General features: G+C 69.8%; 16 protein-coding genes. 8 read left to right on the top strand and 8 right to left on the bottom strand.

Annotated elements, in window-relative coordinates:
• Positions 1–17: 17 nt before the first annotated feature.
• Positions 18–623, top strand: a complete 606-nt coding sequence (locus AB0K05_RS04350; RefSeq protein WP_148033800.1) for a TetR/AcrR family transcriptional regulator — start codon at positions 18–20, stop codon at positions 621–623.
• On the opposite strand, the gene AB0K05_RS04345 is transcribed toward AB0K05_RS04350, so the two are convergent.
• The 4 genes from AB0K05_RS04345 to AB0K05_RS04330 are packed head-to-tail and all read right to left on the bottom strand — an operon-like array spanning position 617 to position 4,418.
• A complete protein-coding gene (locus AB0K05_RS04345) occupies positions 617–1,666 on the bottom strand; it encodes an ABC transporter ATP-binding protein (protein WP_364226547.1) in 1,050 nt (349 codons plus the stop codon). The two genes, AB0K05_RS04350 and AB0K05_RS04345, sit on opposite strands and share 7 nt — an antisense overlap.
• Positions 1,653–2,438: an ABC transporter permease gene (locus tag AB0K05_RS04340; protein WP_148033802.1), complete on the bottom strand. Its 786-nt coding sequence runs from the start codon at positions 2,436–2,438 to the stop codon at positions 1,653–1,655. Before AB0K05_RS04340 ends, AB0K05_RS04345 begins: the two co-directional genes overlap by 14 nt.
• The gene (locus AB0K05_RS04335) at positions 2,431–3,270 is read right to left on the bottom strand and encodes an ABC transporter permease (protein WP_364226543.1); all 840 of its coding nucleotides are present in this window, start codon (positions 3,268–3,270) and stop codon (positions 2,431–2,433) included. The genes AB0K05_RS04340 and AB0K05_RS04335 overlap by 8 nt, the downstream gene beginning before the upstream one ends.
• Before the next feature lie 29 nt (positions 3,271–3,299).
• Entirely contained in the window at positions 3,300–4,418 is a 1,119-nt protein-coding gene (locus AB0K05_RS04330) for a spermidine/putrescine ABC transporter substrate-binding protein (RefSeq protein ID WP_219546577.1), read from the bottom strand.
• Positions 4,419–4,645: 227 nt separating this feature from the next.
• On the opposite strand from AB0K05_RS04330, the gene AB0K05_RS04325 reads away from it, so the two are divergent.
• Both AB0K05_RS04325 and AB0K05_RS04320 read left to right on the top strand, forming a co-directional pair.
• Positions 4,646–5,677 (top strand): hypothetical protein, encoded by a 1,032-nt coding sequence (locus AB0K05_RS04325; protein ID WP_364226539.1) that lies wholly within the window; start codon positions 4,646–4,648, stop codon positions 5,675–5,677.
• Positions 5,674–6,639 carry an SIS domain-containing protein gene (locus AB0K05_RS04320; RefSeq protein WP_148033806.1) on the top strand — a complete coding sequence of 322 codons (966 nt, stop codon included), beginning with the start codon at positions 5,674–5,676 and terminating at the stop codon, positions 6,637–6,639. Before AB0K05_RS04325 ends, AB0K05_RS04320 begins: the two co-directional genes overlap by 4 nt.
• Here the strand turns inward: AB0K05_RS04320 and AB0K05_RS04315 are convergent.
• The 4 genes from AB0K05_RS04315 to AB0K05_RS04300 form a co-directional block, all read right to left on the bottom strand.
• Positions 6,633–7,202, bottom strand: coding sequence for an ATP/GTP-binding protein (locus AB0K05_RS04315; protein WP_148033807.1), 570 nt, complete (start codon positions 7,200–7,202; stop codon positions 6,633–6,635). The genes AB0K05_RS04320 and AB0K05_RS04315 overlap by 7 nt on opposite strands.
• Entirely contained in the window at positions 7,183–7,491 is a 309-nt protein-coding gene (locus tag AB0K05_RS04310; RefSeq protein ID WP_246640374.1) for a DUF742 domain-containing protein, read from the bottom strand. The genes AB0K05_RS04315 and AB0K05_RS04310 overlap by 20 nt, the downstream gene beginning before the upstream one ends.
• A 67-nt stretch (positions 7,492–7,558) precedes the next feature.
• Positions 7,559–7,981 (bottom strand): roadblock/LC7 domain-containing protein, encoded by a 423-nt coding sequence (locus AB0K05_RS04305; protein ID WP_148033809.1) that lies wholly within the window; start codon positions 7,979–7,981, stop codon positions 7,559–7,561.
• A complete protein-coding gene (locus tag AB0K05_RS04300; protein ID WP_364226534.1) occupies positions 7,981–10,878 on the bottom strand; it encodes a nitrate- and nitrite sensing domain-containing protein in 2,898 nt (965 codons plus the stop codon). Before AB0K05_RS04300 ends, AB0K05_RS04305 begins: the two co-directional genes overlap by 1 nt.
• Before the next feature lie 354 nt (positions 10,879–11,232).
• On the opposite strand from AB0K05_RS04300, the gene AB0K05_RS04295 reads away from it, so the two are divergent.
• From AB0K05_RS04295 to betA, 5 genes are all read left to right on the top strand, one after another.
• The gene (locus AB0K05_RS04295) at positions 11,233–12,288 is read left to right on the top strand and encodes a glycine betaine/L-proline ABC transporter ATP-binding protein (protein ID WP_261808795.1); all 1,056 of its coding nucleotides are present in this window, start codon (positions 11,233–11,235) and stop codon (positions 12,286–12,288) included.
• Positions 12,285–14,198, top strand: coding sequence for an ABC transporter permease subunit (locus AB0K05_RS04290; protein WP_364226530.1), 1,914 nt, complete (start codon positions 12,285–12,287; stop codon positions 14,196–14,198). The genes AB0K05_RS04295 and AB0K05_RS04290 overlap by 4 nt, the downstream gene beginning before the upstream one ends.
• Entirely contained in the window at positions 14,195–15,166 is a 972-nt protein-coding gene (locus tag AB0K05_RS04285) for an ABC transporter substrate-binding protein (protein ID WP_148033813.1), read from the top strand. Before AB0K05_RS04290 ends, AB0K05_RS04285 begins: the two co-directional genes overlap by 4 nt.
• Before the next feature lie 64 nt (positions 15,167–15,230).
• Complete coding sequence (locus tag AB0K05_RS04280) at positions 15,231–16,166, top strand: ABC transporter substrate-binding protein (protein WP_148033814.1); 936 nt, start codon at positions 15,231–15,233, stop codon at positions 16,164–16,166.
• Entirely contained in the window at positions 16,163–17,785 is a 1,623-nt protein-coding gene (betA, locus tag AB0K05_RS04275; RefSeq protein ID WP_364226525.1) for a choline dehydrogenase, read from the top strand. The genes AB0K05_RS04280 and betA overlap by 4 nt, the downstream gene beginning before the upstream one ends.
• The last annotated feature ends 148 nt before the right edge of the window (positions 17,786–17,933 follow it).

Raw genomic sequence — 17,933 nt, 5'->3', positions numbered from 1 at the left:
GGGAAGCGAAGGCGAAGATGGCCCAGCGCAAGAGCCGCAGTGACCGGCGCATCGACCTGATCGAGGCGGCGCGGCGGGCCATCATCCGGCATGGCATCGACCGGGTGCAGCTCTCGCACGTGGCCGAGGAGGCCGGGCTGACCTCCGGCGCGGTGCTCTACCACTACCCCGACCTGAGCGAGCTGCTGGTCGAGGCGCAGCACGCGGGCATGGAGCGCTTCTACGAGCAGCGGCTGCGGCAGCTCGCCGCGCACACCGACCCGGTCGCCAAGCTGGTGCTGACGATCCGGTCGGGGCTGCCCACCGGATCGCTCGACCCGGACGTGCGGCTGCTCAACGAGATGGGCGGCGCGGCCGGCCGCAACCGCGTCTACGGGGTGCTGCTCACCTCGCTCTACGACCGGCAGGTGTCGATGTACCAGTCGATCCTGGACACCGGGGCGGCGCTGGGCGTCTTCAGGCTCACCACCGACACGCTGACGATCTCGCGCAACCTGGTCGCGCTGGAGGACGCGTACGGCTACCGCATCACCGCTCGTCACCCGCTCATCGGCCCCGACGAGGCCGCGGAGCTGATCCTCTCGTACGCCCGCACGGTCACGGGCAACGATCTGCTTCATTGATCCACCGGGATGATGACCGCCTCATCGGCCTGCCAGTCGAGCCGGACCTCGGCGCCCGGCCGCACCTCGCTCGCGCCCTGGACGGCCGCCAGCACGGGCTTGCCCCGGCCGGGAACCCCGACCGAGACGTGGGAGACGCCTCCGTAGAAGCTTACGTCCACCACGGTGCCCTTCAGGCCGCGTGACTCGGTGGCCCCGATCAGCCTGACCCGCTCCGGCCGGACGGCCAGCAGCGCCTTGGCGCCCTGCTCCAGGCCCTCCGCCGGGGAGCCGGGCAGCACCCCGAAGTCCTCGGTCTCCAGCTCGTCCTTGGCGCCGGCCGTACCCTCGAAGAGGTTGTTGGCGCCGACGAAGTCGGCGACGAAGGGGGTGCGGGGCCGCTCGTAGAGCGCGACCGGCTCGTCCACCTGGCGCACCGCGCCGCTGTCGAAGACCGCGATGCGGTCGGCGAGCGACATGGCCTCCTCCTGGTCGTGGGTGACGACCACGAACGTGATGCCGACCTCGTTCTGCAGCCGCTTGAGCTCCAGCTGCATGTCGGCGCGGACCTTCTTGTCGAGCGCCGACAGCGGCTCGTCCAGCAGGAGCAGGCGCGGGCGCTTGACGATGGATCGTGCCAGCGCGACGCGCTGCCGCTGGCCGCCGGAGAGCTGGCTCGGCTTGCGGCCGGCCAGCTCCGACAGGCCCACCGTCTCCAGCACCTCGCCGACGCGCTTCTTGATCTCGGCGCGCGGCAGCTTCTCGCGCTCCAGTCCGTACGCGACGTTCTTCTGGACGGTCATGTGCGGGAACAGCGCGTACGACTGGAACATCAGGCTGATGGGGCGCCGGTTCGGCTGCTTGTCCAGCAGGTCCTCGCCGTCGAGCGTCACCGTGCCGGCGTCGGGCGTCTCGAACCCGGCGATGATGCGCAGCAGCGTCGTCTTGCCGCAGCCCGACGGGCCGAGCAGGGCGAAGAACTCGCCCTGGCCGATCTCCAGCGAGACGCCGTCGAGCGCGGTGACGTCGCCGAACCTGCGGGTGATCCCGTCAATCTTGAGCACGCGGCATCCTTTCCCCGATCTTGGTCATGCGCTGTCCGGCGATCACCGCCGTGAAGCTCACCAGGAGCAGGATCGCGGCCAGCGCGTTGATCTTCGGGGTGACCCCGAAACGGATCATCGAGTAGATGACGATCGGCAGCGTCTGCTCGTGGTTGCCGATCGTGAAGTAGGCGATCACGAACTCGTCCAGCGACAGCGTGAACGCGAGCAGCGCGCCCGCGACGATGCCGGGGGCCAGCTGCGGCAGCGTGATCTTCATGAACGTGGTGAACGGGCCGGCGCCGAGGTCGCGCGAGGCCTCCTCCAGGGAGGTGTCCGCGCCGGTGAGCCGGGTGCGCACCACCGCCGCCACGAACGCCATCGAGAACAGCGCGTGCGCCAGCACCGCCGAGTAGAGCCCGAGCGTGAGCTGGATCAGGCCGTAGAAGAGCAGCAGCCCGATCGCGAGCACCAGGTCCGGCAGCACGGCCGGCATCAGCGCCAGCGCGTCCAGGGTCTTGGATCTGGAGTGCCTGGCCAGGCCGACGGCCAGCATCGTGCCGAGCACGGTGGCGATCACGGTCGAGCCGGTGGCCACGATGAGCGTGTTGACCACGCCGCTCATGATCCGCTCGTCGCCGGCCAGCTCGCCGTACCACTCGAGGCTGAAACCCTCGTAGGTGTACGCCGAGTCGCCGGAGTTGAACGACATGACGACCAGGACCAGGATCGGCGCGTACAGGAACACGTACGTCGCCCAGAACGGGACGTGCAGCCACCTTGATCTACGCACGGCGCGTCACCCACGCCTGCACGACCAGGAGCACGAGCAGCACCGCGATGAGCGCCAGCGCCAGGGCGGAGCCGAACGGCCAGTCGCGCGCCGACAGGAACTCGGTGCGGATCAGGTTGCCCACCATGGCCGACTTGCCGCCGCCGAGCATCTCGGGGATGACGAAGTTGCCGAAGCTCGGCACGAACACGAACAGGCAGCCGGTGAACACGCCCGGCACCGTCAGCGGCAGCGTGACCTTGCGGAAGGTGGTGAACGCCGAGGCGCCCAGGTTGGCCGACGCCTCCCGCAGCTGCGGGTCGAGCTTCTCGATGGAGGCGTAGAGCGGCAGCACCATCAGCGGCAGGTACGAGTAGAGCAGGCCCAGCACGACCGCGCCCCGGTTGTAGAGCAGCTCGTACGGGCCCAGCCCGAACGCCTGCAGCCAGCCGTTGATCAGCCCTTCCGGGCTCAGCAGGATGATCCAGGCGTAGACCCGGATGATGAAGTTCGTCCAGAACGGCAGCACGATCGCGACCAGCGCGATCGTCTTCCACTTACGCGGCAGGCACGCGATCAGGTAGGCCGTCGGGTATCCGAGCAGCAGCGCGATCAGCGTCGCCAGCCCGGCCATCTCCAGCGAGTCGACGAGCACCCGCAGATAGAGCGAGTCGAACAGGCGCTCGAAGTTCTCCCAGGTGAACTCGTAGATGACGCCGCCGAAGCGGCCGCGCTGGAAGACCGTGTAGCTGAGCACCAGCGCCAGCGGCACCAGGAGCAGCACGACCAGGTAGGCCAGCCCCGGCGCCAGGAACACGAACGCGCCCAGCCGGCGCCCTCTTGAGAGGGACACCGGCCGGGCTTCTGGCTTGTCCTTCACACCTACTCGGCCTTGATCTCGGACGCCAGGCGGGTGTACTTGGTGCTGGCCTGGCCGATGTCGATGATCGACTCACCGTTGAGCAGCTCGGCCGGCTTGGTGCCGAGCAGCGAGCCGGGGACGATCTTCACCTTGTCCATGGCGGCCTTGTTCGGCACCATGTAGTTGATGTTCTCGGCCGCCCAGCGGTGCACGTCGGGGCTGAGGATGTAGTTGATGAAGGCGTGCGCGGCCTCCTTGTTCTTGGAGGTCTTCATGATCACCATGGTGTCCACCCAGAGGTCGCTGCCCTCCTTCGGGACCACGAACTTGATGTTCTGCTTCTCGTCCGTGGTCGGGCACCAGCCGTCCCACGCCTCGACCATGACGGCCTCGCCCTTGATCAGCCGGTCGCCGAAGGTGAGGTCGTCGTAGGCCAGCAGGTGCGGCTTGGCCTCAAGGAGCAGCTCCTTGACCTTGGCGATCTCGTCGTCCTTGTCGGTGTTGACCGAGTAGCCCAGGGCCTTGAGCGCGGGCAGGGCCAGCCAGCGCTCGGTGGTCATCATGGTGACCTTCTTCTCGGCCCAGGCCGGGGGCTTGAGGATGTCGTTCCAGCTCGTCGGCTCCTGCTTCACCAGGTCGCTGCGGTAGCAGATACCGGTCGTGCCCCAGGTGTAGGGGACCGAGAACTTGTTGCCCTTGTCGTAGGAGAGCTGGGTGGCCTCGGGGTAGAGGTTGGCCAGGTTGGGGATGAGCTCGGCGTGGATCGGCTCCAGCAGGCCCTGCTCGTTGAGCGCCTGGGCGTACTGCCCCGAGACGAAGGCCACGTCGATGCCGCTGTCGCCCCCGGCGGTCAGCTTCGTCATCGCGACTTCGTTGGTGTCGTGGAGGGTGACGTTGAGCTCGGAGATCTTCAGATCCCGCTTGACCATGTCCTGCAGCTCTTTGGGGGTGTAACCGTCCCACACGGTCACCGCGAGCGACTGCTTGGTCAGGTCCGCGTTGGGGTTCAGGGCGGCTGCCGTCTGCGTCGCCGTCTCTGCGCTGTCAGTCGATCCACCGCCGCACGCCGCGACGGCGAGCGCGAGGCCGGCGGCCACGGCGGCAGCCGGAAGACGACGGGTGAACCGGGTTCGGAACACGGCCGCTACTCCTTATGAGATGTGCATGTACGGGGGGTCGCGCGACCAACCGGGCACGGCAGACCAGACCAGGAGTGTTGCAGCAGAAATCAACATGAGCAAGACTTTGGTAGACATTGCTACCTGGAAGTTTGATCTAAGTGTTGAATTCGGATTCAATTTGGGAACGGCTGCTGTCTCTGGGTGAGAAGCCGCTCACCGACCGAGAGCGCGGTCTCACAGCCGCGGTGCTGCGGCTGTTGGACGGCGAGGTGCCGCCGCCCTTCGAGGTCCGGCGCTTCCTGCCGTTGCCAAGCCTCTCGTACGACACGCCCGGATGTCACATCGGGGTGCCCGCCGAGCGGGACTTCGGCGCCCATGTCGATCAGACGAACTACTCGGTAGTGGTGGACGAGCGCGTCGTCGTGAAATGGCTCACACCGCCGGTCCCGCTTCCCCATCCGGCGCTCGACGTACTCCCCCATCTGGCAAGCACCGGCTTCCCGCACACCGCGCCGCCCTACGCCGCGCTGCTCGCCGGCTCCCGTCTCCTGGCACTCGTCACCGGCTACCTCCCGGACGCCACGGACGGCTGGACCTGGTGCGTGGACGACGCCGAGGCCGGCGACACCGCCTTCGCCCCGGTCCTGGGCGCCCTGGCTGCCGACCTCCACCTCACGCTCGCCACCCTCCCCGGCGACGGCGGGGGCGCGGCCCCGCGCGACCACCGCCCGCGTGCCGAGGACGCCCTCGGCGAGGCCCTGGCGCTGACCGGCGGCCCCGACGGCGCCTGGCTGGAGACCGTCGCCGGCCGCCTGCGCGCGGAGCTGGCGCCGCTGGCCTCCACCGGCCCCACCCCGCTGATCCGGATCCACGGCGACCTGCACGTCGGCCAGATCCTGCGGTGGCGCGACGGCTGCGCGGTCATCGACTTCGACGGCAACCCGACCGTCTCCGAGGCCGACCCGTACCAGCCCGCCGCCCGCGACGTCGCCCAGCTGACCACCAGCATCGAGCACGTCGCCCAGGTCGCGGTCAAGCGCCGCGACCTGCCCGCCGAGCGGGCGGCGCGCTGGGCCGCCGAGGCCCGTGCCCTGATGCTCGCCGCCTATGAGGGCCGCCTGGCCGCGGGTGGCCGACCTGACCTGCTGGACGAATCCCTGATCCGGCCCTTCGAGGTGGAGCAGGAGTGCCGCGAGCTCATCTACGCGGCACGCCACCTGCCCCGCTGGAGGTACGCCCCCATGGGCGTGCTGCGCAACTGGATGGAGAACCCGTGAACCCCGACCTCTTCCTGGCCGACCTGGAGGCCAAGCCCGCCGCTCTCACCGAACTGGCCGGGGCGCTGGACGCCGCGGACCCGTTCGCGGGGCTGCCCGAGGGCATCGGGAGGGTGCTGTTCCTGGGCATGGGCAGCTCGCGGTACGCCGCCGGGGTCGCCGCGCTGCGCCTGCGCGCCGCCGGGGTGGACGCCTGGGCCGAGTACGCCTCGGCCGCCGCGACCTTCCCGCCCGGCCCCCGTACGCTGGTCGTCCCGATCTCGGCGACCGGCGGGAGCCGGGAGACGCTGGACGCGGTCGAACGGTACGCGGGCGGCGCGTCGTTCCTGATGGCGCTCACCAACGCGCCCGGCTCCGCGCTGGCGCAGGCCGCCGGCCTGGTGGTGCCCATGCACGCGGGCGAGGAGCGCGGCGGGGTGGCGTGCCGGACGTTCCAGCACACGCTCGCCCTGCTGCTCGCCCTGGAGTCCCGCCTCACCGGCGCGGGCCGCGACGTGGCCGGGCTGGTGCGGCGGGCCGCCGAGGCCACGGCCGACCTGCTGGAGCGGCGCGACGCCTGGCTGCCGATGGTGCTGGAGCTGCTGAACGGGCCGAACGGCGTCTACGCGATCGCCCCCGCCGAGCGGCTCTCGTCCGCGGAGCAGTCGGCGCTCATGGTGCGCGAGGGGCCCCGCAGGCCGGCCGACGCCTGCGAGACGGGCGACTGGGCGCACGTGGACGTCTACCTGACGAAGACGCTGTCCTACCGGGCGCTGCTGTTCCCCGGCTCCCGCTACGACGAGCAGGCCATGGACTGGGTACGCGAGCGCGGCTCCACGGTCGTCGCGGTCGGCGGCGAGGTGAAGGACGCGGCGGCCGTCGTGCGGTACGCGCACGACGACGACCCGGACGTCCGCCTGCTGACGGAGACCCTGGTGGCGGAGCTCGTGGCGGCGTACTGGTGGTCGGGCCGGCCTCAGTAGGAGCGGACGGTCAGCGCGTGCTCGACCAGGGTGATGAGGGTCGACTTGACCGCCTCGCGGCTGCGGGCGTCCGTGCGGACGATCGGGATGTGCGCGGCGAGGGTGAGCGCGTCCCTGACCTCGTTCTCCACGTGCGGGAACTGCCCGTCCCAGCCGTTGAGCGCGATCACGAACGGCAGCTTGGCCTCTTCGAAGTAGTCGATGGCCGGGAAGCTGTCGGCCAGCCGGCGCGTGTCGACCAGCACGACCGCGCCGATCGCCCCCTTCACCAGGTCGTCCCACATGAACCAGAACCGGTGCTGCCCGGGCGTGCCGAACAGGTAGAGGATCAGGTCGCGGTCCAGGGACACCCGCCCGAAGTCCATCGCCACCGTGGTGGTCGTCTTGGTCGGGGTGAGCGAGAGGTCGTCCACCGCGGCCGAGGCGTCCGTCATCACCGCCTCCGTGGTGAGCGGCATGATCTCGGACACCGCCCCCACGAACGTCGTCTTGCCCACCCCGAACCCGCCGGCCACCACGATCTTCGTCGAGGTGAGCCCGGCGTTAGAGCCTGCGAAGTCCACTGAGCACCCTTTCGAGCAGGCCCCTGTCCGGCTTGCCTGCGTCCAACTGCGGCTGGTACACCCTGACCAGCCCTTCCGCCTCCATGTCGGCGATCAGCACCCGTGCCACGCCGAGCGGCATGGCCAGCAGCGCGGAGATCTCCGCGACCGACCTCACCTGCCGGCACAGCTCGCTGATCTGCCGGTACTCACGCGTGTAGGTATGGCCGAGCTGGATGGACGTCGCCGACGAGACGAGCGCCTCCATCGCGAGCGTGCTGCGTGTACGGCCGCCTGTGACGGCGTACATCCTGACCAGTGAGCTGCGCTCTGGCTCCGGCTCCCCGCCATGCCACGATGCCAACGTCCTACTCCCATCACCACGGTCGCACGGCCGACAGTTCCGCGCGCACGTCAGGCGTCAGCACCTGCCCCGCACGCTCCACCAGGACCGTCATCTGGTAGGCCACCAGGCCCATGTCGCAATCGGGTGCGGCCAGCACCGCCAGGCAGGATCCGTCGCTGATCGACATCACCAGGAGCAGGCCGCGTTCCATCTCCACCAGGGTCTGCACGACGTTGCCGCCCTCGAAGACCCTGGCCGAGCCCTGGGTCAGGCTGACCAGGCCGGCCGCGATGGCCGACAGCTGGTCTGCCCGGTCCTTCGGGAAGCCGCGGGAGAAGGCCATCGGCAGCCCGTCGGCCGAGACCACCACGGCGTGCGCGGCGCCGGGCACCTCTTCCACGAAGTTGGACACCAGCCAGTTGACGTCTCTTGCCGCCTGGCTCAAATCCTTCATCAGTCCTCCTCTAGCTCGGCGCGTCCCTTGCGGACGCCCTGCTGGTAGCTGGAGAGCCTGCTGCGGAGTCGGTCGGGGGACACCGGGGGCGCGGGCGCCGGCGGCGGGGCCGGCGCCGCGGTACCCGGCACCAGGTTCGCCCTGGGCGTCCGTTTGGGCAGCCCGGAGCTGGTCGTGCCGCCGAGCGCCGGTTCGCGGGCCGCGCCGGCGGCCTGCCAGCCGTTGTCGGCGGGCGAGGACCAGCTGCCGCTGTGGGACGGCTCGGGCGGCGGCGCGGAGATGTCGATCTTGGGGATGGCGGCGGTGTCGCCCTGCGCGGACCACGAGTCGCCCGACGACCAGGCCGGATCGGGGCCGGGGCCTGGCTGGTCCCGCTCGTCGGTGAAGGCGGGCTTGGTGAACCAGCTCGACACCTCGGGGCTCGGCTCCATCGAGGCGTGGACGGGCAGGTAGTCGCCCTGCTGCGGGAAGGCCGGCTGCTCCGGCGGCAGGCGGCGCGGCAGGCCCCCGGAGGCCCCGTTGTCGGCGGCGAGGCGGCGCGGCAGCTCTCCGCCCGTGCCGTTGTCCGGCGGCAGGCGGCGCGGCAGTTCCCCGCCGAACGCGCCGTCCTGCTGGAAGTCACGCGGGCCGTCGCCGGAGGCGCCGTCCCCGGCGAAGCCGCGCGGCGGGTCGGCGAACGCGCCGTCCGAGGGAAAACCCCGCGGCGGGTCGGCGCCGAAGACGCTGTCGCGTGAGACGTCACCCGACTGGGTGTGCGTCGAGTTGAACCACGACGACGGCTCGGGGAGCGAGTCCATCGACGGATGCGCCGTGCCCGGCATGGACGGGTGGCCGATGCCCGGGTGCGCGGTGCTGGCCTGCATCGGCACGTGCGCGAACGACGGCGGGTCCTGGGACGCGGCGGCCTGCGGGAACGGCGGCGCGGTGGCCGAGGCGCCGGGGACGGGGGTGAGCAGCGCCTCCGGGAGCAGGACCATGGCGGTGAGCCCGCCCACGTCCTGGCGGCGCAGCTGGACCTTGATGTTGTGCCGCAGCGCCAGCCGGCCGACCACGAACAGGCCCATCCGGCGCGACACCGACACGTCCACGACCGGCGGGTGGGCCAGCCGCCAGTTGGACTCGGAGAGCTCCTCCGGGCTCATGCCGATGCCCTGGTCGGTGACGGCGACCATGAGCCCGCCGCCGTCGATGCGGCTGCTGGAGATGATGACCTTGGTGTCGCGCGAGGAGAACGACACGGCGTTCTCGATCAGCTCGGCCAGCAGGTGCACGACGTCGTTGACGGCCTGGCCCGCGATGGCCGCGTCCGACTGGACCTGGATGCTGACGCGGTCGTAGCTCTCGACCTCGCCCAGCGCGGCGCGGACCACGTCCATGAGCTCGACCGGCTGGCTCCACTTGCGCGCGGCCTCCTGGCCGGCCAGGACCAGCAGGTTCTCGGAGTTGCGGCGCATGCGGGTGGCCAGGTGGTCGAGCTTGAACAGGTCGGCCAGCCGGTCGTCGTCGCGCTCGCCGCGCTCCAGGCGCTCGATGAGGGTGAGCTGCCGCTCGACCAGCGTCTGGCTGCGCCGCGACAGGTTCACGAACATCGCGTTGACGTTGGCGCGCAGCCGGGCCTCGTCGCCGGCCAGCCGCACGGCCTCCCGGTGGACCTCGTCGAAGGCCCTGGCCACCTCGCCGACCTCGTCGCGGGAGAAGACGCCGATGGGCGGCACCTCCGCGTCGACCGCGCCGTCACGGGACTCCCGCAGGTGCTGGACGAAGTCGGGCAGCCGCCTTCCGGCGATCTCCAGGGCCTCGGCGCGCAGCCGGCGCAGCGGGCGGACAAGGGAGCGCGCCACCCCGGTGGTGATCGCCAGGACGGCGATGAGCAGGGCGATGACCGCGCCCGCGATCAGGTACGCGCTCTGCTGCTCGCCGGAGCTGAGCGACTCGCTGCGGCTGAGGATGCCGGCGGCCTGGCGCTGCTCGACCGTGCGCAGGGAGTCGATGACGACGGTGGACGCCTCGAACCACTGCCCGGCGTCGTCGCGCTTGGCCAGGTCGAGGCCGCGCAGCGTCTGCCCCGCGGTGGCCCGGATGAGCACCAGCTCGCGCAGGAACAGCATGTCGTCGGCGGAGCGGCCGTTGACGGTCTCGTCGAAGAAGCGCCGTTCCCCGGCCGTGGCCTCCTCGGAGAAGGCCTCGCGCTGGTTCTCCTCGCGGGACAGCTCGCCGAGGAAGGTCTTGAGCTGCTCCTGGCCGAAGGAACCTTCCACCAGCGCGGTGGTGAGCAGGGCCTGCTGGAGGGAGACGCTCTCCTTGACGCGGGCCAGCGCGTCGAGCATGCGGGTCTGCCGGAACAGCTCGTCGTCCTGGCTGCCGCTGACCAGCTCGTCGTGGATGGAGAGCAGGTCGTTGATCACGGTGGTGTAGAGCTCGACGGCCGGGGCGGGGAGCAGGTCGGCCTCGATGGCCTGGTCGCGCAGCCCGTCCAGGTCGTCGAACCGGTTGAGCATGTTCTCGATCTGGTCGGCGGTACGGCCGCTGACCCCGCCGAGCAGCTGGCCGGCGGTGTCTCTCACCTCGCGGATGGCGGCGTCGGTCCTGCCGATCTGGGCGCGTACGTCGGGAAGCTGAGCCTGGGGGCGGTTCCGGGCGATGTGCCAGGAGACTCTGGCGCGTTCCCCGGACATCTCGTGGATGAGACCGCCGACCTGCTCGCTCAGCCGGGCGAGCTGGTTGATGCGGGCGTAGTCGGCGGCCGCTCCCGTCGAGGCGAAGACCTGGATCCCGCCCAGGAGCACGGCCGCAGCCGTCGGCACCAGGATCAGGGCGACCAGCCTGGCGCGGACCCGCCAATTGCGCAGCCGCCACCTGCCTTCCTCCGGCGGCCGCTCTGCTAACTCTGTACTCACCGAACGCAACCTCTCGCCCAGTATCGGCGTATATGCAAGGCCTCGTGACCTGTGGGGAAATCCATGCAAGCTCGGGTAATTGGAACACACCCGCGCCAGGCCAGCCAAGCGACCATAACGCGACATAAGTCAAGCAGTGTGACGCATGAGCATAGAACCTGGAGCTCCACTTATGAAGACCATATGGCGAGAAATATTGCATTACGCCCGCCTATGTCCAGAAATGGGTGTTTGGAACGATCCAACGACGTAACACCGCAGATGCACAGAGGTCTCCTAACGGTCACAACGTTGAGATTTGCTTTCTTAACCCCATATGTTGAGCCCCCTGGGCGAGAAGGCGAGGAGTACGGGGTGTCCCCTGACAACGCGGCCATCGCGGTCGAAGGGCTCTGGAAGATTTTCGGGCCCAAGTCCGAGAGAGTGCTGGCGAGCGAGGACAAACACCTGGATCCCGCCGCGCTTCGAGAGAAGACCGGCTGCACCGCCGCCGTCAGGGACGTCGGATTCGAGGTCCGCCCCGGCGAGGTCTTCGTCGTCATGGGCCTGTCCGGCAGCGGCAAGTCCACCCTCGTACGGTGCCTCACCCGCCTCATCGAGCCCACAGCGGGCCGCGTGACGATCGGCGGCGAGGACGTGATCGGCGCCTCCCCGGCCAAGCTCCGCGATCTGCGCCGGCACCACGTCAGCATGGTCTTCCAGCACTTCGGCCTGCTGCCGCACCGCAGGGTGATCGACAACGTGGCGTACGGGCTGGAGGTCCAGGGCGCCGCCAAGGCCGCCAGGCACGAGAGGGCCAGGGAGATCCTGTCGCTGGTGGGCCTGGACGGCCACGCCGACTCCTACCCCGACCAGCTCTCCGGCGGCATGCAGCAGCGCGTCGGCCTGGCCCGCGCGCTCGCCGTGGACCCGCAGGTGATGCTGTTCGACGAGCCGTTCAGCGCGCTGGACCCGCTGATCCGCCGCGACATGCAGGCCGAGGTCGTCCGCCTGCACCGCGAGGTCGGCAAGACGATGGTGTTCATCACCCACGACCTGTCCGAGGCGCTCAAGCTCGGCGAGCGCATCGCGATCATGCGGGACGGCCGGATCGTCCAGCTCGGCACCCCCGAGGAGCTGGTGGGCGCGCCGGCCGACGACTACGTGGCGGACTTCGTACGGGACGTGCCCAGAAGCCACGTGCTGACGCTGCGCTGGATCGCCCGGCCGCCGGAGGAGCGCGAGAACCTGGACGGGCCGGAGCTCCCCGCCAACACCCTGATCAAGGACGCCATCGGCGCCGTCTCCACCTCCTCCAGGCCGATCCGGGTGATGGACGGCGAGGAACTGGCCGGGGTGTTCGACCGGGTGGACATGCTCGCCTTCCTCTCCGGTCAGGAGACGCCCGCGGCCGCACAGGTCGGCGCATGAGCAGCACCGCGGTCACGCCTGCCTCCAGGCTGCGCGTGCCGAGGTGGGTGGTCCCGGCGGGGGTCGCGGCCCTGTTCGCGCTCGCGTACCTGGCCTTCCGCGGCACCGGCACGCTGCCGCACAACAGCGAGGCGGCGCCGTTCACCGCGGTCACCGAGCTGCGCGAGTGGATCGACGACCACCGCAACGACAATCCGCTCTTCCTGTACTTCCTCAACTACATCCGCCTGTTCGTGGACGCCCTCTACACCTCCTTCCACGCGGTGCTGGTGGCGATGGGCTGGCCCGGGCTGATCGGGGTCATGGGCGGGCTCGCCTGGCTGGCGGGCGGCCGGCGCGTCGCGCTGATGGCGGTGGCCGGGTTCTGCTCGTTCGGCGTGTTCGGGCTGTGGGAGTCGAGCGTCGAGACGCTCGCGCTGGTCTCCGCGGCGGTGCTGCTGTCGCTGGCGATCGGCGTGCCGCTGGGCATCTGGGCGGGCATGTCGGCGCGGGTGCGCAAGGCCGTCACGCCGGTGCTGGACGTCATGCAGATCATGCCGACGTTCGCCTACCTGGCGCCGCTCGCGCTGTTCTTCCACATCGGCGCGCCGGCCGGCGTGATCGCGACGATGATCTACTCGATCCCGCCCGCGATCCGCATCACGGCGCTGGCCATCGAGCAGGTCTCCCCCACCGCGGTCGAGGCGTCCGCCTCGCTGGGCGCCACCCGGGCGCAGACGCTGTTCAAGGTGTATCTGCCGTTGGCGCGCTCCACCATGGCGCTGGCGGTGAACCAGACCATCATGATGGCGCTGTCCATGGTGGTCATCGCGAACCTGATCTCCGCGCCCGGCCTCGGTTCCGACATCATCCGCGGCCTGTCCAGGGCCCAGGTCGGCATCATGCTGCCGGCGGGCATCGCGATCGTGATCATGGCCGTGATCCTGGACCGGATGATGGTCTCGGTGGCCAGGCGCGACCCGCACAGCCGGATCGGCCGCGGCAACGTGGCCGCCGCCGGGGTGCTGGCGGTCGCCGGGCTGGTGGCCGCGGCGTTCGTGCCCCGGCAGTGGCCGGAGGACCTGACGGTCAGCGTCACCCGCCCGATCAACGAGGCCGTGCTCTGGGCCGAGACGAGCTGGTACGGCGTCACCACGTTCGTCAAGGACACCGTCACGATCTATCTGCTCAACCCGCTGGAGACGGTGTTCACCACCGCGCCGTGGTGGCTGGTCGCCGCCGCGGTGCTGCTGGTCGCCTGGCGGGTCAGCGGGGTACGGCCCGCGCTGACGGCGCTGGTCTGCCTGCTCGGGATCGCGCTGCTCGGCACGTGGGAGCACTCGATGCGGACGCTGACCACGGTCGCCGTCGCGGTCGTCGCGACCCTGGCGATCGGCGTGCTGCTGGGCGTCGCCGCCGCGCGCTCGGACCGGTTCTCCGCCGTGCAGCGCCCGCTGCTGGACGCCGCGCAGACCATGCCCGCGTTCGTCTACCTGCTTCCGGCGCTGGCCCTGTTCGGGACCACCCGGTTCACCGCGATCTTCGCCTCGATCATCTACGCCGTGCCGCCCGTGGTGCGCCTGGTCGAGGACGGCATCAGGCACGTGCCCACCTCCGTGATCGAGGCCGCCGCCTCCACCGGCTCCACCTCCGCCCAGATCCTGTGGAAGGTGCAGCTGCCGATGGCCCGCCGGGCCATCCTGCTCGCCGCCAACCAGGGGATCGTGCTGACGCTCGCCATGGTGGTCGTCGGCGGGCTGGTCGGCGCCGGCGCCCTCGGTTACGACGTCGTGCTCGGGTTCTCCCAGCGCCCCGACTTCGGCATGGGCTTCGTCGCAGGTGTCGCGACCGTCCTGCTCGGAGTCATGCTGGACCGCATCACGCAGGGCGCCGACAGGCGTTCTCTGCCCCACAAAAGGAAATTCACATGAAAATTCGCCTGTTCGCAGGCCTCTTAGCGCTGGGCCTGGCCGCCGGTTGCGGCGGGGCCACCGTCGACGGCGGGGCGACCACCGCCGCCTCCCCCGAGGGCTCGGCCGACGCCGCCACCCCGGCCGGCACGGTGAAGATCGCGATCAACCCGTGGGTCGGCTACGAGGCGAGCGCCAACGTGGTGGCGTACCTGCTGAAGAACGAGCTCGGCTACACCGTGGAACTGCCGGAGATCAAGGAGCAGCTCGCCTGGGAGGGCTTCGAGACCGGCGACGTCGACGTCATCATCGAGAACTGGGGCCACCCGGACCTGAAGAAGCAGTACATCGAGGAGAAGAAGGTCGCCGTCGAGGCGGGCTCGACCGGCAACAAGGGCGTCATCGGCTGGTACATCCCCAAGTGGATGGCCGACGAGAACCCCGACATCACCGACTGGAAGAACCTCAACAAGTACGCCGACCTGTTCAAGACCTCCGAGTCGGGCGGCAAGGGCCAGCTGCTGTTCGGCGACCCGTCGTACGTCAGCAACGAGGCCGCGCTCATCAAGAACCTCAAGCTGGACTTCAAGATCGTCACCGGTGGCAGCGAGGCCGCGCTGATCAAGAGCGCCCAGCAGGCGCAGGCGCAGAAGAAGCCGCTGCTGTTCTACTTCTGGGACCCGCACTGGCTGTTCAGCCAGACCGAGCTGGTCCGCGTGAACCTGCCGGAGTACACCGAGGGCTGCGACGCCGACCCGAAGAAGGTCGCCTGCGACTACCCGGAGATGGACCTCGACAAGATCGTCAGCAAGAAGTTCGCCGACACCGGCGGCAAGGCGTACGAGCTGGTCAAGAACTTCCAGTGGACCAACGAGGACCAGAACAAGGTGTCCGACGACATGACCAACGGCGGCATGTCCGGTGAGGAGGCCGCCAAGGCGTGGATCGAGGCCAACCCGGACAAGTGGCAGGCCTGGATCCCCAAGTAACCCCCTCCGATCCCTCAAGACCCGTGACCCCGCCCAGGCGGGGTCACGGTCGCCGGAGACTCTCATGCGAACCAAGATTCTCGCCGGCCCGCTCGCGCTGGCCCTGCTCCTGACCGCCTGTACGGGCGAGGAGCCCAGCACGCAGGCCGACGCCAACCAGACGGTCAAGATCGACATCCACGGCTGGGTCGGGTACGAGGCCCAGGCCGCCGTGCTGTCCCACCTGCTCAAAACTCAGCTCGGCTACAAGGTGGAAACGCGCGAAATGGCCGAAGCCGACTCCTGGAAGGGCTTCGAGACCGGTGAGGTCGACGTCATCGTCGAGAACTGGGGTCACAACGACCTCAAGGAGGAGTACATCGAGAAGAAGAAGGTCGCCCTTTCCGCAGGTCTCACCGGCAACAAGGGGGTGATCGGGTGGTACGTCCCCGAGTGGATGGCCAAGGAACACCCGAACATCACCGACTGGAGAAACCTCAACGACTACGCGCACCTCTTCAAGACTCCGAAATCCGGCGAACTCGGCCAGGTGCTCGACGGTGACCCGTCGTTCGTCACCAATGACGAGGCACTGGTCAAGAATCTCCGGCTGAATTACAAGGTCGTCTACTCGGGCAGCGAGGACGCATTGATCAAGGCCGCCCAGTCGGCGACCAAGAACAAGACGCCGCTGCTGCTCTACTTCTATGAGCCGCAATGGCTTTTCACCAAGGTCAAGCTGGTGAAGATCAATCTTCCCGCGCACGCCATCGGCTGTGACGCCCGCCCGGCCAGGGTCGCGTGCGACTATCCGCCGTACCTGCTCGACAAGATCGTCAGCAAGCGGTTCGCCGAGAACGGCGGCAGGGCGTACGAGCTGGTCCGCAATTTCCAGTGGACCAACGACGACCAGAACAAGGTCGCCAGCGACATGATCAACGAGGACCTGTCGGCCGCCGAGGCCGCGAAGCGCTGGGTCGAGGAGAACGAGATCGTGTGGAAGGACTGGATCCCCCGGTGAGCTACGACTATGTCATCGTGGGCGGCGGCTCGGCCGGCTGCGCCCTGGCCAACCGGCTGAGCGCCGATCCGTCCGTGTCGGTGCTGGTGCTGGAGGCGGGCCGCGCCGACTGGCGGTGGGACGTGTTCATCCACATGCCCGCCGCGCTGATGTTCCCCATCGGCAGCCGGTTCTACGACTGGAAGTACGAGTCGGAGCCCGAGCCGCACATGAACGGCCGGCGCGTCTACCACGCGCGCGGCAAGGTCCTCGGCGGCTCCAGCAGCATCAACGGCATGATCTTCCAGCGCGGCAACCCGCTCGACTACGAGCGCTGGGCGTCCGACCCCGGCATGGAGAGCTGGGACTACGCGCACTGCCTGCCGTACTTCAAGAAGATGGAGAGCTGCCTGGCCGACCCGGGCACCGACTTCCGCGGCGGCGAGGGCCCGCTCAAGCTGGAGCGCGGCCCCGCCGACGGGCCCCTGTTCCGGGCCTTCTTCGAGGCCGTCCAGCAGGCCGGGCACCCGCTCACCGACGACGTGAACGGCTACCGGCAGGAGGGCTTCGCCGCCTTCGACCGCAACCTGCACCGGGGCCGCCGGCTCAGCGCGGCCCGCGCCTACCTGCACCCGGTGCGCGGCCGCCGCAACCTGACCGTCAGGACCAGGGCCTTCGTGGAGCGGATCGTCTTCGAGGGCGACCGCGCGGTGGGGGTCATCTGCGACGGCGAGCGCATCACCGCGGGCGAGGTCATCGTCTGCGGCGGCGCCGTCAACTCGCCGCAGCTGCTGCAGCTGTCCGGCGTCGGCCCCGCCCCGCTGCTGGAGCCGCTGGGCGTCGAGATGGTGCACGATCTGCCGGGCGTGGGCGAGAACCTGCAGGACCACCTGGAGGTGTACGTCCAGCACGCGTGCAGGCAGCCGGTGTCGCAGCAGCCGTCGCTGGCCAAGTGGCGCAGGCCGGTCATCGGCGCCCAGTGGCTGTTCCTGCGCGGCGGGCCGGGGGCCACCAACCACTTCGAGGCGGGCGGCTTCATCCGCTCCAACGACGAGGTCGCGTACCCGAACCTGATGTTCCACTTCCTGCCGATCGCGGTGCGCTACGACGGCTCCGCGCCGGCCGGCGGCCACGGCTACCAGGTGCACATCGGCCCGATGTACTCCGACGCCCGCGGCTCGGTCCGCATCACCTCCGCCGACCCGCGCGTCAAGCCGGCCCTGCGCTTCAACTACCTGTCGACGGAGCAGGACCGCCGCGAGTGGGTGGAGGCGATCAGGCACGCCAGGAACATCCTGTCCCAGCCGGCCTGGGCGGACCTGGACGGCGGCGAGCTCTCCCCCGGGCCCGGGGTTCAGACGGACGAGGAGATCCTCGACTGGGTGGCGCGCGACGCCGAGACGGCGCTGCACCCGTCGTGCACCTGCAAGATGGGCGTGGACGAGAGGTCGGTCGTGGATCCAGAGACGATGCGCGTGCACGGCGTCGAGGGCCTGCGGGTGGTGGACGCCTCGGCCATGCCGTACGTCACCAACGGCAACATCTACGCGCCGGTCATGATGCTGGCGGAGAAGTCCGCCGACCTCATACTCGGCAACACCCCCCTGCCCCCGGAGCCTGTCGCCTTCCACCGCGCCTGATCACCGATCCCACAGGGCACTGATCGGCAGCGCCGTCAACCGGTCGCCGGGCCGCGCGCCGGGCTGACCCTGGCGCCGAGCCCTTCGGCGTCCAGGTCTCCGGCGGTCTTGACCAGATTCCGCTCCTGCGCGGTGGACGCGGCGGCCA

It is taken from the genome of Nonomuraea sp. NPDC049486 (assembly GCF_040676925.1).
In the GTDB taxonomy this organism is placed as follows: domain Bacteria; phylum Actinomycetota; class Actinomycetes; order Streptosporangiales; family Streptosporangiaceae; genus Nonomuraea; species Nonomuraea ferruginea.
The sequence above is the reverse complement of the archived record's forward strand: the minus strand, read 5'-3'. Positions and strand labels throughout refer to the sequence as shown.

Coding starts and splice junctions, on each gene's coding strand:
- AB0K05_RS04350 (WP_148033800.1), top strand. CDS start 18: ATGGCCCAGCGCAAGAGCCGCAGTGACCGGCGCATCGACCTGATCGAG.
- AB0K05_RS04310 (WP_246640374.1), bottom strand. CDS start 7,491: ATGTACGCCGTCACAGGCGGCCGTACACGCAGCACGCTCGCGATGGAG.
- AB0K05_RS04305 (WP_148033809.1), bottom strand. CDS start 7,981: ATGAAGGATTTGAGCCAGGCGGCAAGAGACGTCAACTGGCTGGTGTCC.
- AB0K05_RS04290 (WP_364226530.1), top strand. CDS start 12,285: ATGAGCAGCACCGCGGTCACGCCTGCCTCCAGGCTGCGCGTGCCGAGG.
- AB0K05_RS04285 (WP_148033813.1), top strand. CDS start 14,195: ATGAAAATTCGCCTGTTCGCAGGCCTCTTAGCGCTGGGCCTGGCCGCC.
- AB0K05_RS04280 (WP_148033814.1), top strand. CDS start 15,231: ATGCGAACCAAGATTCTCGCCGGCCCGCTCGCGCTGGCCCTGCTCCTG.